Genomic DNA, 20511 nt, shown 5'->3' with positions numbered 1-20511 from the left:
TCCTGAACTAATTGGAAGAACCTTTTAATCATATTATAGTGTCTTTATTACAACACAGTAAAATTGAGCAAGGAGATACAACAAAAAGAGTTCACCGTTCTCAAGTTTGAAAATTGTTTTAGGAAAAAACTAGCACGCTAATCGTTTCATTAAATTTGGTTTGTTTTCACAAATGTAAAAACTCCTAATGATGGTGGTTTTTTTGATCCTGCACAAAACTAAGCGTCCGCTTACAGGCAATATAACCTTGTTTTGAGGTTTCATTTAGAATCTGGTCACAACAACTTATTAGGTCATCAAAGTTCTGAGAGGTATTTTCTTGTCGTGACAGAAAAGAAGCCGCTTCTCGAAATAGGGTGATACTGGAGACTAGTTTCAGGGTGTCAATCTCTCCCTGCATCAGGAATACAATTGGAATCTGTTTTTTTAATTGTTGTTCTACCAACTGAGCAATTGCATGATAATTACGAAAAAGTAATTCATTTTGTAAATAATCACAGGCTTCTTTCAAATCAGAAATACCAAAATGTTGTGCTATTGGACTGAAGCCAAGCTGTTTCAATTGGGGAAAGATATACCATATCCAGTGGCTTTTTTTCCTTCCGGCTTCAAGTTCAGCGTACGCTTGCTGAAATGAAATATTCCTACCTTGGCCTTGCTGTGCTTTAATAAAACGTTGAATGCTGCTCATTATAATATACCTTAATGAATAGGTAATTTTTATAAAATAGTTAAAATGGAAGAATAGGACAAGTGGGTGGGTGAGATTTTTTGTATGGTGACAGTTTTGGGATTCTTATCCCAAAACTCGTCTTAACTCTGCTTCTTGTAAACGTTCGGCAAAAGCCTCATCGGATTCTACTTGTTCACCCTGTTCGTTTTTAAGAGCCTCTGCTTTATCAATTTTATCAAGATCAATTTTATTTTTAACTTGAGAAAACAAACCTAAACTGGATGCAGTTTGAATAAGTTGAGTTATATTTTCTCGATAGAGGTTAACTTTATCTTGTTCCCCTTGAGCACTTACAGTTGCGTTTATTACTTGTTCTTCTTTTTCTGAAAAAGGTCTTTCATCTTTCTTGGAGACAGGTGATTTTTCCACATATTCTTCTTTTTCCACATACCCTTCTTTAGAGGATTTAGCGGTGGAGGGAGTTAATTGTTCAACGCTGGTGGTCCAATGGGCATTATCTTCATTATTTAGGGTAATAGTAGGTAGAAGAGGTCTAGAGGCCCCATTTTCTTTACCTACCACGTGAAGGTTCACATCAAGATGCGCTGCTATTTCTTTTAAATCATCATGTGTGGCCCATCTTCCTGATTCCTTAATTTTTTCTACTCCTTTTAGAATCACAGAATCAGGATTTACTTTATCTTCAGAAAGCACATCCCGCAATACTACATCTCGAAGATGCTGTAGTTCGATCATATCGGGTTTATCAGAAGATGGATTTTCAAGTTTAACACGTAATGTTTGAGCGGTTTTTTCTGCTAAGGAAAGAACTTCAGGGGATAAAGCTAATTCATTAAACTGACTTATTTCAGCGAGTGAATCCTGATTATCTAAATAAAAGTGAACCAATTCTCTAAATTTATCGTAAACGGGGGTCGCTTCAATTCTTGCTCGTCCATCTTGTAAAACGTCCTCTCCTTTTTTCCTATTAATCAGCTCGTTTTTATATATATTAAAGACGATGTTTCTTAACGACGTTTGTAATTCAAACAAGAGTGCATTTTTATAATTTCTAGGGGAGTGATATAATTGATTTAAATCAACATCCAGAATGTCCTGCAAGTTTACGTTACTAAGACCTTCTTCTTTCCATCTGTTGTATGTTGCGCTTGTTTGGTGGATGGCGTGCTCGTTTTTAATGGTATTGATTAAACCTATAGCAAAAGCATAAAATCCGCAGTTACCACCACCAGAATTATCTATTCTATAAGACATTTTATACTCGCTGTTAGGATTTATATTTACATATATTACACAAATTATACAATATTAACATTAAGTAATTATTATGTAATTGATGCTGGCAAGTGATTAACTAATAGACAAAATGATTTTTATCTAATAAAATATGGTTTATTTTTATGCAGAAAGTAGTAATAAGCAATTCAAAAGGAGGTTTAAAAGCATGAGCTTAATTGATAACAGGATTGTAAAGGCCTCCTTTAGAGAAAATCCAGCAGAAGAGCGAAAGCTATTTCCTCAATCTTCTTGTCTTATGCCAATTAGCGTTGGACAAGCAATTCATGAGAGCGAAAAATTTGCAGCAGTTATTAAATTAATTAACGCCTCTTTTAAACAATGTACCATTCTTGTTGATGATAGTGTTCAACGTCACACAATTGGTATTATGAATCATTCTGATCCTGAGGAGTTATATCAGTTAGCTGTAAAAGAAGGGGACGATTGGTTGAAACGAAATGAAAGGGCTTATAATGAATTAACCATTCCTTTTGAAATTATGCGCTGGGATGATTGGTATAACAGTCAAAATTATATTGAACATCATCTCCGTGTGCAAAAGGAATATAATTCCAATGCATCATTTCATAATGCAATTAATGCTAATATCGATGAATTTTTAACCCGGTACTTGAGCCGATTTTCTGCTGCAGAGGTCGACCATGAACGAGCCTTTAATCTCTGTCTTGATTATTTGATTGAGGAGTGTTCGGTAATGTGTTTGTGGACTGAAAAAGCTTATGATTTCGAAGTGTATCCCAGTGGCAGAAATAAGGCGATGGCTGCCACTTATGAGTATTTAATAAAACCTTATTATCCAAACTACTTAAGGCCTGTTGCACTTCGCTTTAAAAAATATCCTGTAAAAACACCTGTAGAGAATCTGAAATTGGTTCACGAGGTTGTTTCAGAGAGTGAGTCGGTAATTGGGAGTTTTTAAGTTCATCCAAATTGTTTAACTCTGGCAGGGGAACCCGCGATTAAGTGATTATTCACCTTTCAATTCGAGTTCCGCTGCACTACCCCTATGCTAGATTGATTAATAGGGTGCTTTTGTTTTTATCCATTTTCTAATTTCAGAGGTTGTTTCCTCAATGACGCGCAGGATTTGCTGATATAACTGTTCTAATAAAGTGCGTTGACCTGATTTCCAATAGTACTCGAAATATTGGCAGGCCATTTTTAAACGAATGGCGCCCACATATACTACCCCGCCTTTTATTTTATGAGCAAGTTTTTGGATTTTTTCCCAGTCAGCTTGCTCATGTGCTCTTTTTAGCAAGACCACATCTTCAACAAAAGAGTGACTTAACATAAGGTTAAGCATTCCGCAAAGTGTGGCTTCTGTGCCAGTAGTTTTAATTCCTTCTTCAACATCAAGTAGGGGAAAATCAGCGAGCTGAAAAAATTGTTCTTCTTTTGTTGGTAAATCAAAAAGACCATGTTCGGGAGAATTTGCTTTTTCTATAGAGGGAATAAATGAGTTCAAAATATCAAAACAATTCTTTTGGGTGAGTGGTTTGCTGAGGACAGCGTTTATACCTGATTCAATGCATCGCTGTTTGTTTTCTTCACCGATATGAGCTGTTAATGCAATGATGGGGGTATGATGATTTTTAGCGATTTCTTGTACTCGAATATGATGAGTTACTTGATATCCATCCATGTCGGGCAAACCAATATCCATAAAAATTAAATCATACTTATTTTTCTTCCAAAGCTGTAAGGCCGATTGCCCATCAGCTGCTACATCGACCTGACAATCACACTGATGGAGCATTTCTTTGGCAATGGTTTGTGCAATGGTATTGTCTTCAACCAGTAAGATACGGTGTTTAAATGGGGTTGGCAATGGAGCAGAATGTTTATTGGTGGGGGTAATATTTTGCTCCAATCTTGGGATGGTTGTATCAATGTAATCTTTATCGATACCTGTTTCATCCTCAAGAAGTGCAGTTTTTAAGGGAATGACGCAAGTAAATGAAGTGCCTTTTGCAACCGTACTTTCAACGTATATTTCTCCATCTAATTCATCAATAAATTGTTTGATTACAGCAAGCCCTAGACCAGCCCCTTTATAAATTCCTTTGTAGGAAGGCGTTAAACGTTTAAATTGTAGAAAAATTTCCTGTTGTTTGTCCTTGGGAATGCCGATACCGCTATCTTCAACAATGAATTTAATGACGACCTCACGGTTTTCTTGTTTTGCTAATTGAGCTGTTAGCGTTACAAAACCTGAGTCGGTAAAATTTAGTGAATTAGCAATCAATTCCAGAAGAATTCTATGAATTCGAACGGGATCCCCGATGAGATAATTAGGAATATTTGGATCAAAATCCAGCGATAAATCTAAGTGCTTTGCAGATGCTTTGGCTTTGTTAAGATCAATAACGTGCTGAGCTACTTTTTGTAGGACAAATTTTTTCCTCACTTTGGGGACTTCGCCAGAACTTACATGAATTGCTTCAAGGACATCGTCCATAAAATCAAGTAGCGCATGGCTTGATGCGACTAGATTATCTGCATATTCTTTAATTCGAGAGCTTTGGGCTTCGTATTTGATGAGATCTGCAAATCCCACAATGCCAGTAAGGGGGGTACGTATGTCGTGACGCATATTTTCGAGAAACTCTGTTTTTGCAAGACTCGCTGCTTCAGCTTTCTCTTTAGCAATGTTGAGTTCCGCTTCAATTTTTTTCCTGTCGGTGATATTAATTGAAATACCTAAAACTCCTGTAATTTCCCCTTTTTTATTGCGCATCGGTGATTTATGACTTAAGACAATGGCTTTTTTCCCATCAATTTGGGCTTTTTCTTCAATGATTTCAGTTTCACCGGTCTCCATGATATGAAGATCATTTTGGCGAAATAATTCCGCTTGATTCTCACCCCAAGGTAAATCAAAATCAGTTTTTCCGACAATTTCATAACCAAATTGAAATCCTAAATTCTGAGCCTGTCGGTTGTTGCAACCTAAATACACTCCATTTTTGTCTTTCCAATAAACATGGCCTGGCATGTGGGCAAGAATGTTTTCCAAGGTGGATTGTGTTTTTTCTTGGCTTGAACGAAGATCGGCTTCCTGTTTTTTACGTTTGGTTATATTTAAGGAAACCCCTACAATACCGATAACATTACCTTTTTCGTCTCGGAGAGGAGTTTTTCTGGTTAAAACCACAACTTGTTGTCCGTTTGCTATGGTTCCAGCTTCTTCCAACTCTAAGGAAGTATTAAGTGACATCACTTTTAAATCATTATTACGAATGGTTTCTGCTGAAGCCGCCCATGGCATTTCGAAGTCTGTTTTCCCAATGATGGACTTCATCCCAGTCATTTCCAACATGTTGTCATTACAACCCAAGTAGACTCCATTTTTATCTTTCCAATAAATACTTCCTGGTAATCCTTTAAATATACTTGCAAGAATAGAAGAATTGGCTTCAACGGGAAAAGTAGGAGACTCCTTGGTATAACTGGTTTTAACTTTAGTTTTCTTTTCTGACATAAGCTGTTCTCTTTTCATTCTTAAAGTTATAGATCCAATATCGGCCACATACAAGATAAGGATTATAAAAGTATTACTATTTTTTTCTTGCTAAATTAACTATCAGAGTTTTTAATTAAGAAGTGTATATTTACTTGGAGCAAGGAATGCCAGTTAGTAAAGAATGCATTATACTATTACAAAATTTAGTGGATGGATATAGGTTAGAAGGGAAGGAAGATAGGGATTATTCCTTTATTTATGCTTTATTAAAAGAATTTTCATTTCTAGTAGTTCAGCATCAAAAAAATCACAAAGACGAGCGAATAATTGGTTTTCTTAGTACTTCGGCATTAATTTTGCAAGAAAATCTTTGTTTTGCGAAAGTATGTAAAACACTTTTAATCTCTTACCAGCAAAAAACTCATGCTTTAGATTCAATGTTGGACCTTCAGTTAAATATTAAATCCGAATTAGATGCGTCGTGGGGAAAGAAACATGAATCTGAAACGAACCATTTTCTAGGACCGTCTCCTTTTTTTCTGGAGTTACAAGAAGCAATTGCTAAACGAGCCCAACGTCTTGAAGGAAAAAAACTATTCGATAAACCTACTCCATAGAAGGTTTTGCTAAAACATATCGTAATGACTTCAAATCAAGGGATGGATTTTCTATCAATACAAATCCTTTGCTCAAGAGATTCGTGGCATTATTTATCCAAAAAGTGCCCGAATTATCTTAAGTTTCACTTGGTTATAGGGTTTGTATTTAAAAGGAAGCTCAAACCAAAAAGGTCTTTTCAAAATACTTTTGAAATGACTAAACGTTTTAAAGCCTGCTTCGCCATGGTAACTTCCCATGCCACTTTCTCCAACGCCACCAAAAGGAAGCTGAGAGTTACAAACATGCATAATCACATCATTAATACAACCGCCTCCAAATGAAACATCGCGTAAAATTTGGGTTTGTAGATCGGAGTTCTTTCCGAAAATATAAAGTGATAATGGATGGGGACGCATTTTTATTTCATGCAAAACAGATTGCAGATCGGTAAAAGGAATAACAGGTAAGATCGGCCCAAAAATTTCTTCTTTCATCACTTCATCAGCAAAATGTACATCCTTCAGAATTGTAGGTTCAATATATTTTTCTGCTTCAATGACTTGGCCGCCAACGAATATTTTTTGGGGATCAATGAGTTTTTTTAAACGCTGTACATTTTTTTTGTCGATAATCCGTACATAGCTTTCACTTTCAAGAGGATTGGGACCAATAACTTCGGTGATTTGGGTTTTAAGTTCTTCCAGTAACGGCTGATAAATTGATTGTTCAACTAAAAGATAATCAGGAGCGATACAAGTTTGTCCAGCATTTAAGAATTTACCCCAGACAATTCGCTTGGCTGAGATTTTAAGATCTGCATCTGCAAAAACAAAACAAGGGCTTTTTCCACCTAATTCTAGGGTGAGAGGAGTTAAATGTTCCGCTGCCGCTTTAGCCACAATTTTCCCTACAGTGCTACTACCAGTAAAAAAGAGTTTATCAAAACGAAAACTAAGAAGCTCTTGGGTTATTTCAGCGCCGCCTTCAGCAACAAAAAGATAAGCTCGATCAAAATTTTGATTTATTATTTTTGCCAAAGCGGAGGAGGTATTTTGGGGTAATTCACTGGGTTTGATAATGCTGGTGTTACCTGCGGCCATAGCCGAGATTAATGGGATTAATGTTAATTGATAAGGGTAATTCCAGGCGCCAATAATTAGGGTGGTACCATAAGGTTCGGGTAATATGAAACTTTTTGCCGGTTGAACCATCAATTCTGTTCTTTTGGGTCTAGGCTTAGCCCATTTATGTACCCATTTAATTGCTTGATCAAGCTCATGATATATCATGGCAAGCTCAGTTAAATAGGTTTCAAATTTAGATTTTTTTATATCTGCATAAAGCGCTTCATAGAGGAGTTGCTCATTTTGCTTAAGAATGGTTTTTAATTTCTGAAGTTGCTGTTTACGAAAATTAATCTCTTTAGCCTGTCCGCCAGCAGCAAAAGCCCTCTGTTCTTCAACAATAGTTTGGATATTCATAAATTAATTCTGCCCAAAAAGTTAATAGTCAAATTGTATACTCCGGTGCTCTACCTTTCTTATAGACCAAGACAGTTCGTTCAAAAGACATAAATAGTTCTTTATGTTGATTAATTCCTCTTGTTTCTACTGTAACTATTCCTTGGTTGGGTCTTGATTTTGATTCACGTTTTGCTTTTATTTCACTTTCTGCATAAATTGTATCTCCTTCAAATACTGGCTTTAGTAATTTGACCTTATCCCATTCCAAATTAGCTACCACTTTTTTAGAAATCGTATTAACTGTCATCCCTGTGATAATCGCAAGTGTAAACGTGCTATTCACCAAAGGTTTTTTCCATTCCGTTTGTTCAGCATAATGAGCATCAAAGTGCAGTTGAGCGGTATTCATCGTCAGTAAGGTGAACCAAATGTTATCATTTTGAGTGATGGTCCTACCCGGTCGGTGTTCAATAATTTGTCCTACTTCAAAATCTTCAAAATAAAAGCCAAAATCCTCGCGCAACCGATTGGCTCCAACAGATGTATAACTTTGCTGAGACATATTCATTCCCTTTTTAAATGTTCTGATAGTTTGAGCAGTTCTTGGGCCTGTTTGTAGATAGGGACATCAATCATTTGACCTTCATATTGACAGGCTTTCCCTCCAGATTGTTCGAACAGTGCAACAATTTTTTTTGCGCGTTCAATCTCGTTTCCATGCGGTGCAAAATTTTGTTTTATGGGGGTGATTTGATTGGGATGAATGGCTAGTTTTCCTTTAAAACCAAGTTCCTTAACTCGTATTACTTCGGAAATTAATTGTTCTTCGTTCGTAAAATCGAAAAAAGGGGAATCAAGGGCGGGAATATGGGTCAGTGCGGCCGCCTGTATGAGCTGCTGACGCGCGTATAATAGAACATCCCAGTTCATACCACAGCCTACATCAACGGCATAATCTGCTGCACCAAAGACCAGGCCGCTCACTGGGGAATCAGTAACTATTGAATTTAAGTTCAGCAATCCTTTGGCCGTTTCAATTAATGCGAAAAGTTTAATATTACGTGCTCCCAAATTAAGTACTTTATAAATAATGTTTAACTCTTCCGCACTTTCTGTTTTAGGATATAAAACGGCATCGTAATAAATAGGTTCCTGTTTGAACGCGATTAAATCAGGCAAGCCTGCGTCCGTGGTTATATGATTAATGCGAACAATTATGGGTAGCTCAGGATGTTTGGTTCGCAAAAACTGAATGACATGATTGCGAGCGGCGTCTTTTTCGTCAGCTGGAACGCCATCTTCCAATTCCAATATAAAGCCATTTGCTCCTGAAGTCAGTGCTTTTGCAAAAAGTTCTGGTTTATTACCCGGGGTAAATAACAGGGCAGGGCAAAATGATAAGTCCATTTTAAATAAATCCTTGTTGTTTCGCTTGAAGCTCTAATTGTTCGCGAAATTTTGGATGAGCAATTTTAATTAATTGATGGGTTCTTTCTGTAGTGGAGCGTCCTTTCAATTGTGCGACTCCGTATTCAGTAACCACATAATCAATATCAAGTCGGGTATCGGTGGCAATTGAAGAAAGTCGAGGCACAATGCGGGATAAAGTTTCCTTCCTGGCTGTAGAGCTACTGGCAATGATTGTTTTTCCTCCTTCTGAATAATGAACGCCACGAATAAAATCCAATTGCCCACCGGGACCAGAAAATTGATGACCAATGAACTCTGCATTCACTTGCCCACTAAAATCAATTTCAATAAAAGCATTGACGGAGGTCATGAGTTTGTTTTTCGCAATCACACTGGGTTCATTAACATAGGAAACTGGAAGACAAAACATGGAGGGATTATTATTAATAAACTCATATAATTGTTTATCGCCAATCGCAAAAGTAAACACATTGACATAAGGGTGTAATGTTTTATGTGAATTGGTAACCACCCCTTTTTTGATGAGATCAATTAATCCATCGGTCATTACTTCTGTATGAATCCCTAGATTTTTATGATGAGCGAGTTGTTCACATACTGCATTTGGCACTCCTCCTATCCCCATCTGAATGGTTGCACCATCAGGGATTAGGTTGGTGATGTGCTGACCAATTTGACGATCCAATTCACTTGCAGGTTTAGATGGGCCTTCGAGCAAGTCAACGGTATTTTCAACTATGGCATCGACTTCATTCACATGAATTAAAGTGGAGCCTGCTGTTCTGGGCATATTGTCGTTTACTTCAACAATTAATTTATCCGCATAACGTGCCAGTTCAATTGCGTAATCACCATTAGGGCCTAAATTGAAAAAGCCAAATTTATCCATCGGAGCCACGGTGACAATAAAAGCATCCAATTTGGTGATGGACTTAATGGTATCTGGATAATGACTAAAACTTATGGGAACAAAATTGATATACTTCTTTCCTAAATTATACCCACGCTCCGCTAATTCAACCTCTCCTTGTGACATCATTGAGGTGTAAGGCCTAATAATATGGAGTAAATCTTCTTGAAAAATTGTCTGTAGAGCAACAGGGCCACAGCGAAGATAATAAACTTTCACTTCCTGTACATCACCAGCTCTTGCACGGGCAGCAAGAGCATGACAAAGAGCTGGAGGAGTAGCAACACGCATCCCCATAGAAATTACTGCGGTGGGGGGAATCAGCATGACAGCATCATCTGGGGAATGTAATTTTTGTTGGTATTGCTTATCAAAGCTCATTTATCATCCCTAATAAATATACAAAAAAAAGCCCAGTGAAATTATGATTATTGCTCAGGATTGTTAAATGTCAATCGTATGTTCTTATACTTATTTCTAAACTCAAATTTGAAATGAACGTTTTAGGGAACAGTTCCAACTACTCTAGACGTTCTAGATCAATTGGCCACGCTATTCCTGATATGAAATACCCAGGATGTTTAAGCCTCGTTCAATATCATCCGCGACCATTGGTCTCGATAATAAGTATTCCCCAGTATGATCGGTTACTTCCTCTTGGGCGAAATTTAAGGCATCCTCCCATTCCTCCTGAGTGTAATCTCCTCGACCTAAATACATTAATGCAACTAGGGTTGCCTGTTGATCGGGTCGTAAATTATCAACGAATTCTGTAATTTCTTGATAAACTGGATCGTCTTGATAATCTGCTAATACATAGAGCGAATCCATTTCATCGGTGACTTCCGGAAAGCTAACATCCTCCTTGGCCTGAAATTGTCGGGTTTTATAAAGAAGATCACCAATTGTTTCTTTATCAAGATTCAACATATTCCTCTCCTTATTTCCATGTCAATCAATATTGCTTAAATAAAATATAGTTTATTAATTATGATCCTCAAGCGGATAATTTATTTATTATATCTTGATGTGTTTTTTGGCGGGGTGTGGTATCTGGAGCAGGAATATAGAACTCTTTTATGAGTTCTATATAATTCACTATCGAGTTTTAAGATGAGCGGAGGAATCTTTTTGTGTCTCTTCTAATTCAGGGTGGAACGTTAGTTCAGAATAGGTCTTAGGCCTTACCTGTGAAATTGTCGTTAAAACCCCGTCTTCAAATGCCCGCATAAGTTGTATTCTATCTGAAGTATTTTGCACTTTAGAAATTTGGTGGTGGAGTTCCATTAATCCTTGCCAATCAAAGGTTGGTTTATTCACTTCAAAATAATTTTTGTACAATATTGATGCTTGTTGTTGTAGCGAATCGAGTTGCTGATACAAGTATTTATACATCATGATTTCAGTATTAAAATCGTACAAGTACACTAATTTAGGATGAAAATTAGCGAGTTGTGTAAAGACATTTCGATAACGCTCCATCACTTCTATTTTGTCTTTATCTAAAGGTAAGGATTGAATTGAACATTGGACATTTTTAAGCAACGAAAAATTAAAAGTTTTCGGTTCGAGCAGATAATGTGTTTTACCCTGAATATAAACTTTGGCAGTTTCTTCTAATAGCTCTAAATCTTTGAGAAGGTCTAAGGAAATCATATTCTTATCATTATTATTGATGGAGATTTATTGTACATTATTTTTAAATGCGGTCAATATGATATTTTCATGAACAATTAATTAACATGTTGATAAAAAATACTTTTCTGAAAACTTTAGAAAATAAGTCTTAATAAATAGGGGTAGATTTATTGATTTATTTCATCCACTAACTATATTTAATATATTATTTTCGTTACATTTTATGAAGTGTTGTTACTAAGGAGGGTATAAACATGAACAATTCCGGTGAAAACAGAGGATATACTCCTAAAGATCATCTTGAAGCAGCTGCCAGCCAATTATTAAACGAAGGAAAAAGAAAAGTAAATGAGTTGTATGAGGAAGGGGTGCACAAGGTGAATGAAGTTGAAGAGAATGTAAAGGAGTATTCTGATAAGTTAGTGAGGAAGATACATCATAACCCACTAGCCTCTGTTTTAATTGCTGGAGGAATAGGCTTTTTATTATCTCGATTAATGAAAAAATAATGGATGCATTAAAACATTTAGAAGCACTTATCACTGCAAAAATAGCTGTTTTTAAAACGGTTTACTCCTTATTTCGTCTTGAAGCGCAGCTAGCAGGGTTAAGCGTTTTTCCATTATTGTTGAATATATGCATGCTGTTCGTTGGGTTAATTACAATTTGGTTAACAGCGATGGTATTTATTGGGTATCTGGTGTTCTGGGTTTCAGGATATTGGGTCCTTTTGATTTCACATCGTATCCTGATCTCTATTTTGTTTGTGCTTTTGCTCAATGGAGGATTATTACTGGGATTACTCAAGTACTTATCCTTTAACTTAAAAAGCATGAGCTTTCCAAAGACAAGAGAATATTTTTCGCAAAAGAGCGTGGAACATGAAAAACTCGAGAAAGCAGCTAATGGCACAAATTCACTTGGTGAATAATATACTTCAATCCCAAAAAAGCAGGGTGAGGGAACATCAAAGCTATTTTAAAGACAATGAGGTTACTCGTTATCATTTAGCAACCTGGATGATGCTCATTTCTGCATTTTTTATAGGTTGGAGCGTTGCACGAAAACATTTGACTGGGAAAGTAACGCAACAGATAGTTAATATAGGAAAATTAGCAGTGCTTAATTCCTTCAAAAAAACACTGGTCTCTTTTTTAAAGTAATCTAAGCCTGTTCCGAAAGTTAAAATGAATAGGTTAAGACCAAATTGCACGATCGGAAACCGAATATCCTCCATCAATGGGAATAATTGAACCTGTTATGAAGTCTGAACCGCTTGCAGAGAGGAAAACAGCTAAAGGACCGATATCATCAGGTTTACCCACTACCAGAGGTGTTTTACTTTCTTCGTTTCGAAAATCCATAGTAATGGGAATGAGCTCAAATCTTTTGGCTCGTTTAAATTTAGCCTAGCTCAGTTGCAGCGCCAAGCCGGCACATTTATTTATGGTACGATTGAGGTTCCTAAGTTCTATAACTTGGAAGCCTATCTAAGCTCAATGTTATTATTTCGTCCGTGTTTTGACCGAGATCCCATTTTTAAAGTAAGTAAGATATTAACTAATTGGGAGAGTTGCGGTCCGTTGGGAGGTTAGCAAATAATCCTTTAAAAAATTAGGGATGCGCTGCTCCAACCAAAATTGCTTTTTCTCAGCAATAAATCCTACATGTCCCCCATGCCGACTTAATTCTAAAAGGATATCTGGGGATAATTCATCGACAGTGGGCAGAACGTCCGGTGTCATAAACGGATCATCCAATGCATGAATAATTAGGGTAGGTGTCGCGATTTGAGCTAAATATTGTCTCGAACTCGATTTTTGATAATATTCCTGGGCATTAACAAATCCATGTAATGGAGCAGTTATTTGTTCGTCAAATTCATATAAGGTTTTTATAGAATACAATTTTTGTTTGGAAAGTGATAATTGGGAGTTAACGACATCCAATTTCTGTAGAAAAACAATACGTAATTTTTCTAACAGATTTTTTTGATATACACGAGAAAATCCTTGGTTTATCTTTTGAACCACATTATCTAATTGAAACGGTACAGAAACTGCAACAGCCGCATCAATCAAAGATTGAGAGCCGATTTCTCCTAACCATTTGAGGAGTATATTGCCGCCTAATGAAATACCTACTACCGCCTTTTTGGTTGTGGGTTCTCTGAGGTTTAGTATGTTAAGAAAATAAGCCAAATCATCGGTATCTCCTCCATAATAAACGCGAGGTAGACGATTTGGTTCACCACTTGCCCCCCGGAAATTCATTAAAACTGCTCGATAACCTGATTTATTGAATGCGTCAAATAATGTCGAAACATAAGCCGAATTGATATTTCCACCTAATCCATGAAGAAGAATTATCAATGGAGTATCGTTGCCTAATCCATTAGTTTTCCAAGCCAAATCAATAAAATCACCATCAGGTAGTTCCAGTCGTTCATGAGAGTCAACGGGTGTATTTGTTCGTTGAGTTAATGTTCGATACAGAGTTTGTCCATGATTATTGGTAAGCCACCAAAGCGGCTTAAATTCACTATGAATGATCATACTCTGTTACCTATATATTGGATTTTATTTAAACTTTTTAGAGTTAGTTTAATCTATAAGTATAAAATAATACTACGAAGAAATAAATGAAAATACAGGGATTTACGGCAGTATTATTGCATTATTGATTACGGGTATTTTCGCGATATGGATGTGGGTTGCAGCGATAAAAAAATAGATAATTAGGAAAACTACCTCAAACACTCAAAATAGAACATCATGTTGAACCACCAAAAGTATACATCTTTCCGCAAGCAGGGAGAGATAGGAACAGACTAATTTTCCTTGGGTAATTTAAACAATTTGTATCCTATTTCTTCGTGATGAAGTATTATCTTACTAGCCCATTTGCTGAGTCTTCTTAGGATTTTGTCATGAAAAAAGTATTATGTTTGTCTGCATTGACGATGGTATTAAACCATTCAAGCTTTGCCTATCCGATGCCAAATCCTTTTCCCCCATTCCAGATTGCTGGAAATTTGTATTATGTAGGCACTGATGATCTTGCGAGTTACTTGATTGTCACTCCTAGGGGGAATATTTTGATCAATAGTGATCTTGAGGCTAATGTCCCCATGATTAAGGCCAGTATAGAAAAACTAGGTTTTAAATTCAGTGATACGAAAATTCTGCTCATTAGTCATGCTCATTTTGATCATGCTGCGGGCAGTGAATTGATTAAGCAACAAACGAAAGCAAAATATATGGTTATGGACGAGGATGTTTCTTCGATCCTATCTGGTGGTAAATCTGATTTTCATTATGCAAATGATTCCAGTACCCATTTTCCTCAGAGTACTGTGGATAAGGTACTTCATGACGGGGAGCGGGTGGAATTAGGAGGAACCGTTTTAACTGCTCATTGGACACCGGGACATACTAAAGGCTGTACCACTTGGACAGTCAAACTTAAGGATCATGGAAAGCAATATCAGGCTGTTATTATAGGGAGTATAGGCGTTAATCCTGGTTATAAATTGGTTGATAATGTAACTTATCCTCATATAGCTCAGGATTATAAGCATTCCATAAAGGTATTAGAATCACTGCGTTGTGATATTTTTCTCGGATCCCATGCTGGAATGTTTGATCTGAAGAATAAATATACATTACTGCAAAAAGGAAAAAATAATCCTTTTGTTGATCGGACAGGTTGTAAAAAATATATTGAACAAAAGGCACAGGATTTTTATACAGAACTTAAAAAGCAAGAACCTGTTTCATAGTAGGGATGAGGCTTCTAATGAATAGTTACTCCGCCAAGGTTTGAAATTTTGGGTTAATGCTGGTCTTCACTTAGGCTACAACTGAATGACCATTTTTATGAAGAGTTGTTGCCTGCTTAGTGCTGTGAACCCGGATTAAGCACTTGATGATCGAGTCTTGCAAAAGCAATCCACTAAATGATCATCGACCATACCTACTGCTTGCATATAAGCGTACATGATCGTTGATCCGACAAAGCTCATCCCTCTTTTTTTCAAATCTTTAGCTAAAGTATCTGATTCTGATGTACTCGCAGGAACTTCTTGTAGTGTTTTAGGATAATTTATTTTAGGTTTTCCACCCACAAATCCCCAGACGTACTTGTCGAAAGATCCAAATTCCTGTGCAATTTTAAGAAATGCTAAGGCATTCTTGCGCGCCGAGAATACCTTGAGGCGATTACGAATAATTCCTGAATCAGTCAGCAGGTTATTTAATTCATCATCGGTCATTTTTGCCACAGAATTGGGATCAAATTGTTTGAATGCCTTGCGGTAGGCCTCACGACGTTTAAGAATGGTTTCCCAACTTAACCCTGCTTGCGCTCCTTCAAGTAAGAGCATTTCAAAGTGCTTTTGATCTTGATGTACAGGAATTCCCCATTCTGTATCATGATACTGTTCGTAATGAGGCTTATTAATTCCAACCCAAGTGCAACGTTTCATGATGTGTAGTTTCTCCTATACGATGCGGATTCAGTGTAGAGGGATGATTTATAATTTATTTTAATGATAACGTTTTTGAGAGACAAAGACTATTTCAATCCCATTTTTATCAGTCGTTTCTCTGATAAAAAAGGCCTTCGTCTTGTATTTGTTCGGGAATGTCTTAAAATTCACTCATACGATAACTTTATATTTATTTAGAGAGCTTCATGTCCGATTTTTATCAGGATTTTAATACACGACGAACCTTCGCAATTATCTCTCACCCTGACGCCGGTAAAACCACTGTCACCGAGAAATTACTTTTGTTCGGAGGTGCAATTCAATTGGCAGGAACTGTTAAAGGACGAAAAGCCGATCGACATGCGACTTCCGATTGGATGGAAATGGAAAAGGAACGGGGAATTTCTATAACAACCTCGGTGATGCAGTTTGTTCATAATCAGCATGTCATGAATTTGTTAGATACTCCAGGGCATGAGGATTTTTCTGAAGATACCTACAGAACCTTAACCGCAGTGGACTCAGCACTAATGGTTATTGATGTGGCTAAAGGGGTAGAGGAACGTACCGTTAAATTAATGGAAGTATGTCGTCTGCGTGATACTCCAATTATGACCTTTATTAATAAACTGGATCGCGAGGGGCGGGATCCTATTGATTTGCTTGATGAAGTGGAGTCCGTTTTAGGTATTCAATGTGCGCCAGTTACCTGGCCAGTGGGTATGGGAAAGCGGTTTAAAGGCATTTATCATCGGTATGATGATACAGTTTATTTATATCAACCCGGTAAGAACGCACAAAAACAAGATGCAATGCAAATTAAGGGATTGGATAACCCACAATTGGATGAACTATTAGGGGATAGTGCCCAGGAATTACGCGACGAAATTGAGTTAGTTAAGGGAGCTTCACATGAGTTCAATTTGGATGATTATTTAGCGGGTAAAATGACGCCAGTTTATTTTGGTTCGGCAATTAATAATTTTGGTATTAAAGAGTTACTGGATGATTATGTTCGTTATGCTCCAGGACCACAACCTCGGACAGCTCAAGAGCGAACTGTATCCGCAGATGAAGAGAATTTTACTGGGTTTGTGTTCAAAATTCAGGCTAATATGGATCCGAAGCATAGAGACCGGATTGCATTTTTACGTATTTGTTCAGGAGCCTACCGCAAAGGGATGAAAATGAATCATCTGCGAATTGGAAAAGAAGTGCAAATTTCTAATGCCTTAACCTTTATGGCTGGTGATCGTTCCCACACAGAAATTGCTTTACCAGGTGATATTATTGGATTACATAATCATGGAACAATTCGCATTGGAGATACTTTTACTCAAGGAGAGCAATTAAAATTTACCGGGATACCCAATTTTGCTCCCGAGTTGTTTCGATTGGTGCGCTTGAAGGATCCATTAAAGAGTAAAGCTTTATTAAAAGGGTTGATTGAATTATCTGAAGAGGGAGCCACTCAGGTATTCCGTCCCTTAAACAGTAACCAATTAATTTTAGGTGCAGTCGGTGTGTTACAGTTTGATGTTGTAGCTCATCGTTTGAAACATGAATATAAAGTAGATTGTATTTATGAAACAGTAAATGTTGCTTGTGCGCGTTGGGTTTATTCTGAGGATGATAAAGCAATGAGTGACTTTCGCACCAAAGCGTATGACTATTTAGCTTTAGATGGAAGTGATGCCTTAATGTATCTTGCTCCAACCCGTGTTAATTTAACAATGGCTGAAGAGCGATATCCCAAAATTCAATTTCATGCAACGAGAGAACATTAGGAAATAAGGCGTCTAACCTGGGATTATTCAATAAACCCGGGTTTGCTATGCTGCACCCAGGCTAGGATATGCATTAAAAAGCTTATATTAAGCAGTGCACGTTGCTTTTACGGTGTGGGTACCGAAATTAGTAATTTCGACTTTTGCGCCCGATTCAGCGCTTAACTTCAGATTTTCATTTGGGTGAACAGTGATTCGTAAAGATTCTCCTGCTGATAAGTTGATGTCATTAACTTTTCCTTTTTTAGCTAATGCGACAACTAAAAGTTCATCTCCTTCATCTTCGGTAGTAATTTTACAATTGGCTTCTACTGGCCAGAAAAGGTAATTAAGAAATATTTGCGGATCATTACTAGGCAAATCATATTCAATCGTGACTCCGCGTTGGAGCAAATGACTTTGCGTAGAATACGCGCTTGTACTTAAAGATGCAGCAATACATAATAAGCCAAGGCCAAATTTTCGTAACATTATATAACTCCATAATGATAATAACCGAGCTAAGATACATTTATTTTATAGGTATGGCAAATTAATATCATTCATGTTTTTAATGATCACACAAGTAGGTTATCGACAAAGTCCGAACAAAGCTCAAAAGCAAACCAGAACTTATTATGCATCAATTAGTAAACTGAAATGCACAATTTTCCTAGATTCATTAAGTAATCAATCATATAACCTGGGAGGACTTAGCGAGTTATTGGAGATGATTTATGGGCTTAGATTATCTAAATTTAGAGGTACTCGCAGGATCCTAAAAAAATAATCCAATATAATAATGCAAACAGACGTTTGGGCAAGGGATTGGAGTGATTGTATAGGAGTCTATATTGTTCACAGGAAAAGGCATAACATACCCACTAAGACTCCCATAAAGTCTTAGTGGGTAAGTTGTTATTTACAATAGGTACCAGCCCATGTTTGTTTACAAAATGTAACAAAATCTGGTTCTGTATGATATGTAGTATACCACTCAGTCCATAATTTTTGATTTGCAGGCTCTGCATACCAAGCTTCAAACTTTTGTTGATCGTAAGTGATAGGATCTTTCCAAGTTACTGTTGTGGTTGTTGTATCAGCAAAAGCTGAAGAAAAGCTACCAACTATTACGCATGCGGCTAACATTTTTTTAAACATAACTATCTCCATTTAGTTTATGAAAAATCAATTTAAGTGTAGCTAACATTTTATATAGTGCAAACAATAAATTCAGATCATTTTTCTTGTTTTTTGGCATAGTTTGTGGAAACCGAAAAAAGTTATCCAATCTAAAGCAGCCTCTGGACTATATATTTAATTAATATACACGATTTCATAAAAATCAATATCTTTTTTGTTATAAATCGTGTTGTTATGAGTCCATGAAACCAACAACTTGTTCGTTTTAGCGATATCAAATAAGGCTCTTAACCTGAGTGACTGAAATGGAAACAGTTTTTGTGACTATCGAATTCATAGATGGATAAAGCGTTCGCAAATTCGATATTACTTTTTACTGTCAATTTATGCTTGATAATCTTATGGGTTATAGCAATTTGTATTTTTTAATGAGTTAGTTTATTACTATAGGGTACCCCTTGGGAAATAAAAAAGTGGCTTAAGAACAATGATACAAAGTTTTAATTTAAATAACTTTTTCACGTTCAGCCAAACGTAATTATAAACCAATAAAATCCTATAAAGGCTAAACGATGAAATCATCAGTGGAGTTAAAAATACTAGTTGTTTTGGCTACTGGAGTTGTAATTGCACTTTCGCAATACATTTTGTTTCCTATCTTACTTTCATTCTTTTTATATTTACTAGTTAGCCCACTTATGGAATGGCTTTCCTTCATTAAAATGCCTAGAATTTTAGCTTCTGCACTCATTTCTATAGCCATTTTCGGAGTTATTTCTTTAGGAATTACCTTTTTAGTTCCTCCTGCTTCCAATTGGATAGAAAATGCTCCTCGTAATTTTAAAATTATTGAAGATAAATTCAGAACTGTTAAAGATTCTTTAGGAGAAATTAATAAAGCTGCTGAAAAAGCCCAATCAATGACTGGCATGGATCAGAAAAAAAATATGGTGGTGACTTCAAACCTAAGTCTAGCCCCCTCTATATTTAATCTAACGACTAATATAGTTATTTCTATTGGCACAGTACTTATTTTACTTTTTTTCTATTTGATATATTTTCAGTCATTTATTCAGAAAATAGAGAGAGTTTTATATAATAAGAGAAAATCTTTACCAGAAAACCCTTTTCTTCTCAGTCTGAAAAATGAAGTATCGAAATATTTGTTCACTTTTTTAATGATATGCTTTGTTCTCGGAGCGGTTATGTCGGTAGTATTCTGGTTATTAAATCTACCTAATCCGCTTTTATGGGGTGTAATGGCAATGTTTCTCACGTTTATCCCTTATCTCGGACATATGATTGGAATAATTATTGTTTTATTTGTTTCTCTGATTACATTTGATTCGTATCTGCATATTTTTGCGCCTCCTGCTTTGTATTTTTTAATTACTGCACTAGAAGGTCAACTAATAACTCCTATTTTTTTAGGAAAACGTTTAAAATTAAACCCTCTTCTAATTTTTTTAAATATTCTTATTTGGACTTGGTTATGGGGCGCTGCTGGGGCTCTTATTTCTGTGCCACTTCTAGTCACAGTGAAAATAACCCTCGAATACATACCTGAGCTATCAAAATATGCAATTCTACTTGAAAAATAAGGTTTAATATT

At 36.4% G+C, this 20511-nt stretch carries 22 protein-coding genes; 8 read left to right on the top strand and 14 right to left on the bottom strand.

The genetic code is table 11. The features are described 5' to 3' along the window. Positions 1 to 184 precede the first annotated feature (184 nt). Together HBNCFIEN_RS11790 and HBNCFIEN_RS11785 are read right to left on the bottom strand one after the other, a co-directional pair. On the bottom strand, positions 185 to 691 hold the full coding sequence (locus tag HBNCFIEN_RS11790) for a DUF1810 family protein (RefSeq protein WP_182391276.1): 507 nt from the start codon (positions 689 to 691) through the stop codon (positions 185 to 187). Positions 692 to 796: 105 nt separating this feature from the next. Further along, the gene (locus HBNCFIEN_RS11785; RefSeq protein ID WP_182391275.1) at positions 797 to 1948 is read right to left on the bottom strand and encodes a hypothetical protein; all 1152 of its coding nucleotides are present in this window, start codon (positions 1946 to 1948) and stop codon (positions 797 to 799) included. A 190-nt stretch (positions 1949 to 2138) separates the two neighbouring features. Here HBNCFIEN_RS11785 and HBNCFIEN_RS11780 point away from each other — a divergent pair, with 190 nt between their 5' ends. After that, positions 2139 to 2912 carry a tRNA-dependent cyclodipeptide synthase gene (locus HBNCFIEN_RS11780; protein WP_182391274.1) on the top strand — a complete coding sequence of 258 codons (774 nt, stop codon included), beginning with the start codon at positions 2139 to 2141 and terminating at the stop codon, positions 2910 to 2912. A gap of 99 nt (positions 2913 to 3011) precedes the next feature. Here the strand turns inward: HBNCFIEN_RS11780 and HBNCFIEN_RS11775 are convergent, their stop codons facing one another. Then, positions 3012 to 5477 (bottom strand): PAS domain-containing sensor histidine kinase, encoded by a 2466-nt coding sequence (locus tag HBNCFIEN_RS11775; protein WP_182391273.1) that lies wholly within the window; start codon positions 5475 to 5477, stop codon positions 3012 to 3014. A 146-nt stretch (positions 5478 to 5623) separates the two neighbouring features. Between HBNCFIEN_RS11775 and HBNCFIEN_RS11770 the strand changes: the two genes are divergently transcribed. Beyond that, positions 5624 to 6076, top strand: a complete 453-nt coding sequence (locus tag HBNCFIEN_RS11770) for a hypothetical protein (RefSeq protein WP_182391272.1) — start codon at positions 5624 to 5626, stop codon at positions 6074 to 6076. Between the two features lie 93 nt (positions 6077 to 6169). Here the strand turns inward: HBNCFIEN_RS11770 and HBNCFIEN_RS11765 are convergent, their stop codons facing one another. The 6 genes from HBNCFIEN_RS11765 to HBNCFIEN_RS11740 all read right to left on the bottom strand — a co-directional run bounded on the left by HBNCFIEN_RS11765 (position 6170) and on the right by HBNCFIEN_RS11740 (position 11519). Then, complete coding sequence (locus tag HBNCFIEN_RS11765; RefSeq protein WP_182391271.1) at positions 6170 to 7540, bottom strand: aldehyde dehydrogenase; 1371 nt, start codon at positions 7538 to 7540, stop codon at positions 6170 to 6172. A gap of 28 nt (positions 7541 to 7568) precedes the next feature. Continuing rightward, positions 7569 to 8084: a MaoC/PaaZ C-terminal domain-containing protein gene (locus HBNCFIEN_RS11760; RefSeq protein ID WP_220470996.1), complete on the bottom strand. Its 516-nt coding sequence runs from the start codon at positions 8082 to 8084 to the stop codon at positions 7569 to 7571. A 2-nt stretch (positions 8085 to 8086) separates the two neighbouring features. Then, the gene (locus tag HBNCFIEN_RS11755; protein WP_182391269.1) at positions 8087 to 8929 is read right to left on the bottom strand and encodes a CoA ester lyase; all 843 of its coding nucleotides are present in this window, start codon (positions 8927 to 8929) and stop codon (positions 8087 to 8089) included. A gap of 1 nt (position 8930) precedes the next feature. After that, entirely contained in the window at positions 8931 to 10244 is a 1314-nt protein-coding gene (locus HBNCFIEN_RS11750) for an acetyl-CoA hydrolase/transferase family protein (protein WP_182391268.1), read from the bottom strand. 171 nt (positions 10245 to 10415) lie between these two features. After that, on the bottom strand, positions 10416 to 10793 hold the full coding sequence (locus HBNCFIEN_RS11745) for a DUF3775 domain-containing protein (RefSeq protein WP_182391267.1): 378 nt from the start codon (positions 10791 to 10793) through the stop codon (positions 10416 to 10418). A gap of 168 nt (positions 10794 to 10961) precedes the next feature. Continuing rightward, entirely contained in the window at positions 10962 to 11519 is a 558-nt protein-coding gene (locus HBNCFIEN_RS11740) for a hypothetical protein (protein ID WP_182391266.1), read from the bottom strand. Between the two features lie 236 nt (positions 11520 to 11755). On the opposite strand from HBNCFIEN_RS11740, the gene HBNCFIEN_RS11735 reads away from it, so the two are divergent. From HBNCFIEN_RS11735 to HBNCFIEN_RS11725, 3 genes are read left to right on the top strand one after another with little or no spacing between them, the layout of a single operon-like run. After that, entirely contained in the window at positions 11756 to 12010 is a 255-nt protein-coding gene (locus HBNCFIEN_RS11735; RefSeq protein WP_182391265.1) for a YqjD family protein, read from the top strand. Beyond that, positions 12010 to 12432 carry a hypothetical protein gene (locus HBNCFIEN_RS11730; RefSeq protein ID WP_182391264.1) on the top strand — a complete coding sequence of 141 codons (423 nt, stop codon included), beginning with the start codon at positions 12010 to 12012 and terminating at the stop codon, positions 12430 to 12432. The genes HBNCFIEN_RS11735 and HBNCFIEN_RS11730 overlap by 1 nt, the downstream gene beginning before the upstream one ends. After that, positions 12407 to 12664 (top strand): hypothetical protein, encoded by a 258-nt coding sequence (locus HBNCFIEN_RS11725; protein ID WP_255464203.1) that lies wholly within the window; start codon positions 12407 to 12409, stop codon positions 12662 to 12664. Before HBNCFIEN_RS11730 ends, HBNCFIEN_RS11725 begins: the two co-directional genes overlap by 26 nt. Positions 12665 to 12697: 33 nt before the next feature. Here the strand turns inward: HBNCFIEN_RS11725 and HBNCFIEN_RS11720 are convergent, their stop codons facing one another. Continuing rightward, a complete protein-coding gene (locus HBNCFIEN_RS11720; protein WP_182391262.1) occupies positions 12698 to 12865 on the bottom strand; it encodes an SDR family oxidoreductase in 168 nt (55 codons plus the stop codon). 192 nt (positions 12866 to 13057) lie between these two features. After that, entirely contained in the window at positions 13058 to 14056 is a 999-nt protein-coding gene (locus HBNCFIEN_RS11715) for a hydrolase (RefSeq protein ID WP_182391261.1), read from the bottom strand. A gap of 374 nt (positions 14057 to 14430) precedes the next feature. Between HBNCFIEN_RS11715 and blaFEZ the strand changes: the two genes are divergently transcribed. Further along, the gene (gene blaFEZ / locus HBNCFIEN_RS11710; RefSeq protein WP_182391260.1) at positions 14431 to 15282 is read left to right on the top strand and encodes an FEZ family subclass B3 metallo-beta-lactamase; all 852 of its coding nucleotides are present in this window, start codon (positions 14431 to 14433) and stop codon (positions 15280 to 15282) included. Positions 15283 to 15417: 135 nt separating this feature from the next. Here the strand turns inward: blaFEZ and HBNCFIEN_RS11705 are convergent, their stop codons facing one another. Continuing rightward, entirely contained in the window at positions 15418 to 15987 is a 570-nt protein-coding gene (locus HBNCFIEN_RS11705; RefSeq protein WP_182391259.1) for a DNA-3-methyladenine glycosylase I, read from the bottom strand. Positions 15988 to 16196: 209 nt separating this feature from the next. On the opposite strand from HBNCFIEN_RS11705, the gene HBNCFIEN_RS11700 reads away from it, so the two are divergent. After that, entirely contained in the window at positions 16197 to 17777 is a 1581-nt protein-coding gene (locus tag HBNCFIEN_RS11700; RefSeq protein WP_182391258.1) for a peptide chain release factor 3, read from the top strand. Positions 17778 to 17864: 87 nt separating this feature from the next. Here HBNCFIEN_RS11700 and HBNCFIEN_RS11695 read toward each other — a convergent pair whose 3' ends face one another. Both HBNCFIEN_RS11695 and HBNCFIEN_RS11690 read right to left on the bottom strand, forming a co-directional pair. Then, positions 17865 to 18248 carry a hypothetical protein gene (locus HBNCFIEN_RS11695; RefSeq protein WP_182391257.1) on the bottom strand — a complete coding sequence of 128 codons (384 nt, stop codon included), beginning with the start codon at positions 18246 to 18248 and terminating at the stop codon, positions 17865 to 17867. 426 nt (positions 18249 to 18674) lie between these two features. Continuing rightward, positions 18675 to 18917 (bottom strand): hypothetical protein, encoded by a 243-nt coding sequence (locus HBNCFIEN_RS11690; protein ID WP_182391256.1) that lies wholly within the window; start codon positions 18915 to 18917, stop codon positions 18675 to 18677. 554 nt (positions 18918 to 19471) lie between these two features. On the opposite strand from HBNCFIEN_RS11690, the gene HBNCFIEN_RS11685 reads away from it, so the two are divergent. Continuing rightward, a complete protein-coding gene (locus HBNCFIEN_RS11685) occupies positions 19472 to 20500 on the top strand; it encodes an AI-2E family transporter (protein ID WP_182391255.1) in 1029 nt (342 codons plus the stop codon). The last annotated feature ends 11 nt before the right edge of the window (positions 20501 to 20511 follow it).

It is taken from the genome of Legionella sp. PC997, from assembly GCF_014109825.1.
Lineage (GTDB): Bacteria > Pseudomonadota > Gammaproteobacteria > Legionellales > Legionellaceae > Legionella.
Note: the sequence above shows the minus strand (reverse complement) of the source record. Positions and strands in the feature narration are given on the sequence as shown.